Raw genomic sequence first — 3,643 nt, forward strand, 5'->3', positions numbered from 1 at the left:
ACTCAAAACAAAAGCCCAAATCTGCTATTTTTTGCTTTTTTAGTCATTCTTTTTAGATAAAAGCACCCCGAATGGCATCTGGCATCTGTGCGATCGGTGGGAGAAACGTTCGCGCCCAAAGCCATAGCGGGTTATGACTTTGGGCGCGAAAGGAAGCAAGATGCTCGAAACAAACACTAACAAAGATGCTCGAAACAAGCACTAACAAGCATTGAGATCTAATGACGATTAGGGTTAAAACAGTAGATCTCACAACTGTATTTCAACAGTTTTTCCATCATATTCCACACTCTTGGTTGCCTGCATAGGCTGATCGCCAGCGCCACTGTTGGCACCCACCAGCACGATGTGGAATTGTCGACGCTGGAGCATTCCCTTATAGCTGCCCTTGCGAGGGGCGATGGTCAGGGTTCTGCCCGCTTCGTTCCAGGTAAACTTTATTTCAGAGAACTTGCCCTTCTCGTAGTTGTAGTTGTCGCCCTCGTCCTCATAGAGCGTGAACGTTCCGTCGGCGCCAGGATAGACACGGATCTCCAACTCGTCCCAAGGCTTCTCCGAACTATACTGCACCTCGGGGCCGAACGGCAGGATGGTGCCAGCCTTGATGAATACAGGCATGATGTTGATGGGGCAAAGGCGCTGGATGTCCTGCCCACCCTCATACAGGGCGTTGCTCCAGAAGTCATACCACTTGTTGCCCTTAGGCAAGTATACATTCACGGGCGCTGCCGCCTTCCTTACATCAGGATAGATGGTGTGGCCCTTCTTGTCCTTGTCCTTCCAGGTGTATAAGGGGTCGGTCACCGGCTTCACCAGTATGTTGCGGCCGAAGAGATACTCGTCGTTCAGGCGTGAAGCCTTCTTGTCGGCGGCATAATCCATCACCAGGGCACGCATCATGCTTCCGCTGTTCTGCACACAGTCGCCTGCCGTGCTGTAGATGTAGGGCAGCAGGCGATAACGCAGCTTGATGGTCTTGATCATGGCGTCGTACGCCCAGTCGCCCTGCTTTCCAAACGCATACAGTTCGCTTACCATAGGCGACGAGCAGTGGTTGCGCATCATGGGCATGAACGTTCCCCACTGCATCCAGCGGGTCTGCAATTCCTGGATGGCAGGGTTCTTGGCGTTCTGCTCAAACTCCCAGTAGAAGAACCCACCCAGGTCGGTGTTCCAGAACGGGATGCCGCAGAGCGAGAAGTTCAAGCCCGATGGAATCTGGTTCTTCATCTCGTTCCAGGAGGCCACCACGTCGCCGCTCCAGCAGATGGTGCCATAATGCTGAATGCCGAAGGTGGCGCTTCGGGTCATCTGGAGCGAACGCTTTGTGTTGCCCTTCTTCGCTCTCTGGTGCTCGTAGATGCTCTTGTTGTGCAGCAAGGGGAAGGCGTTCTTCACGCCCAGCCATGAACCGTCGTAGGTCTGGTAGTTCTCGTCGCCGGGCTTCTCAAAATGGTCGGGCTCCGAAGAGTCGGTCCACCAGGCATCGAAGCCCATTTGGTAGAGATGGGTGAGATATTTCCAATAGAGGTCGCGGGCCTTCGGGTTGAACACATCGTATGGCATCACGCCACTATTTTGGGGCCACGTTTCGAAAGGAAGGAGGGCGTTTATCTTCTTCAGCTCACGATACTGCTCCGTCCAGGGGCCGAAACTTGCCCAGATGGAAATCATCAGGTGGGCATTGTTCTTATGAACATATTTCACCATTTCCTCCGGACTCTTCAGGCGGGGTTCACCCTGCGCCTTCATCTGCTTCATGTCGGTAGGAAGATACTTGGCGTAGGCGGGGTCGGCCACCTTATTGATGTAGTAGGGATTCTGGAATTTCATAGCGTTCCAGTTGGAGTCGCATCCCCAATACTGCCAGTCTTGCACGATGGCATCGGTGGGAATCTTCAGCTCGCGATACTTGTCCAACACGCCCGCTAGTTCATCGCTGGTCTTATAGCGCTCCCGGCATTGCCAGAAGCCCATCGCCCATTTCGGGAACATGGTAGCCTGGCCGGTCAGTTCGCGGATGCTGGCGATGACGCCATCCTGCGTGCCATCCTTATACATGAAATAGTAGTCGGCGCAGGTTCCCACCTCACTGGTGAAGGATGTGCGCGATGGTTGGCCGCCATGGTCCTTCGACGCAACGACATCGTTGAAATAGGTCTTTCCAGCATTGTCCCAGTAAAGTCCATAGCCCTTCTCGCTGGTGAAATAGGGAATGGCTATATAGGTGTTGTGGTTCCAAAGCTCAATGTTTTGTCGGCCACGCTGGTTCATGTGAACATCACGCAGCTGCCCCAGGCCATAGATGGCCTCGTCGTCGGCAAGGCGGAAGTCCTGCTCAATGCGGTACTTGCCCTTGTTGGCTTCATCCTTGCGTGCTTCCAGGCGGGTCTGGGTGTCGGTAAGCAGCAGTTTTCCATCCTTCGAAAGGAAGCGTATTTCGCCGGTCTGCTGGTTCAACTCAACAGAGAAAAGGCTCGACTTAATGTTTACAATTTCGCCGTTTTCCTCTATTTGTATGTCCTTTGTCTGCCGAGGCTTCAACACAACCGAATAGCTCTTCTTCTGAACGGAGGCACCTTGGTTGGCGTCACATTTCATGATACGGACGATGGAGGGAGAATAGAACTCAATGGTTACGTTCTGCTGGGCCACCTGGCGGGTCACCACCTTGGCAGAGACGCCCTGGCGAAGGCTTGCCACCTTTACGCTTTTGGCAGCGAGTTGGCAGGGAACGCCAACAGTTGCAATGCCCAAGAGGGCCATGAGGGATAAATGCTTTAGCATACTTTTGGTTTTTGTGTTATAGGGTTTGTAATTGTTCCTGTCCTAAAAAACATAAGCTATGTTTGTCGGTTGCAAAGGTGATGCTAATTGCTGGAAAAGGGATAAAACAAATGATGATTTGAGTGGTACATTTGTTGAATCATACCTAAAAGAGGCCTTTTTAGGGCCATTCGGGCTCGATTTGGGGTTTACCTGTATTCGGATGGTAACACGCCAAATTCCTTCTTAAAGCATTTGGTGAAATAGCTGGGCGAGCTGAAGCCCGTGCGCTCCGCAATTTCGTTCACGGTGAGCGTGCCTTCCTGCAGCAAGACCGCCGCGCGACGAAGGCGGACGCTCCGGATAAATGCCACAGGGGTGGTGTCGGTCAGCGCCGTCAGCTTTTTGTAAAGTCCCGTCCGCTCCATGCAGAGATCGTGGGCCAATTGTTCCACGCCATACTCGCCATCCTCCAGATGCTGCTCCACCAACGAACGAACCTGTAGGATCAGTTTGGGCTCACCAAGGACCTCCTTGGCTGTTTCCGGCAGCTGGCAGCCATCTGCCAAGGACGGATCAGCGTTGGCCGAAGGGTTATTTATTATTACATTTCTATCTCTTCTCCGAAGGCGGTAAAGAAGCGCGCCCCCCACCAAAACCACCAGGAAAACGACAAGGCCGGCTATCGCCCATCCTGTTTGCCACCAAGGCTGGTCGATCGTAAAGAAGAGGCCCAGCATGGGCGAAACATAGATGAGGCCATCGTGGTAGGTGCCAAGCCAGATGGCTCCCTCCCGATCCCGATAAACCGTATTGATGCCCGTGGTGAGCGATTTTCCGTCAGGCAAAGCCAATTCCTTCACCTCGCGTGGAGTGG

2 protein-coding genes are annotated in these 3,643 nt (G+C 53.1%); both read right to left on the reverse strand.

Annotated features, from left to right (window positions below):
- Window positions 1–249 precede the first annotated feature (249 nt).
- Window positions 250–2,787, reverse strand: a complete 2,538-nt coding sequence (locus tag WKK33_RS00115) for a glycoside hydrolase family 31 protein (RefSeq protein ID WP_337931958.1) — start codon at window positions 2,785–2,787, stop codon at window positions 250–252.
- 188 nt (window positions 2,788–2,975) lie between these two features.
- A partial coding sequence (locus tag WKK33_RS00120; RefSeq protein ID WP_337931959.1) for an AraC family transcriptional regulator occupies window positions 2,976–3,643 on the reverse strand: 668 nt, incomplete at its 5' end.

Origin of the sequence: Hallella sp. (assembly GCF_037460745.1) — a bacterium.
In the GTDB taxonomy this organism is placed as follows: domain Bacteria; phylum Bacteroidota; class Bacteroidia; order Bacteroidales; family Bacteroidaceae; genus Prevotella; species Prevotella faecis.

Coding starts and splice junctions, on each gene's coding strand:
- WKK33_RS00115 (WP_337931958.1), bottom strand. CDS start 2,787: ATGCTAAAGCATTTATCCCTCATGGCCCTCTTGGGCATTGCAACTGTT.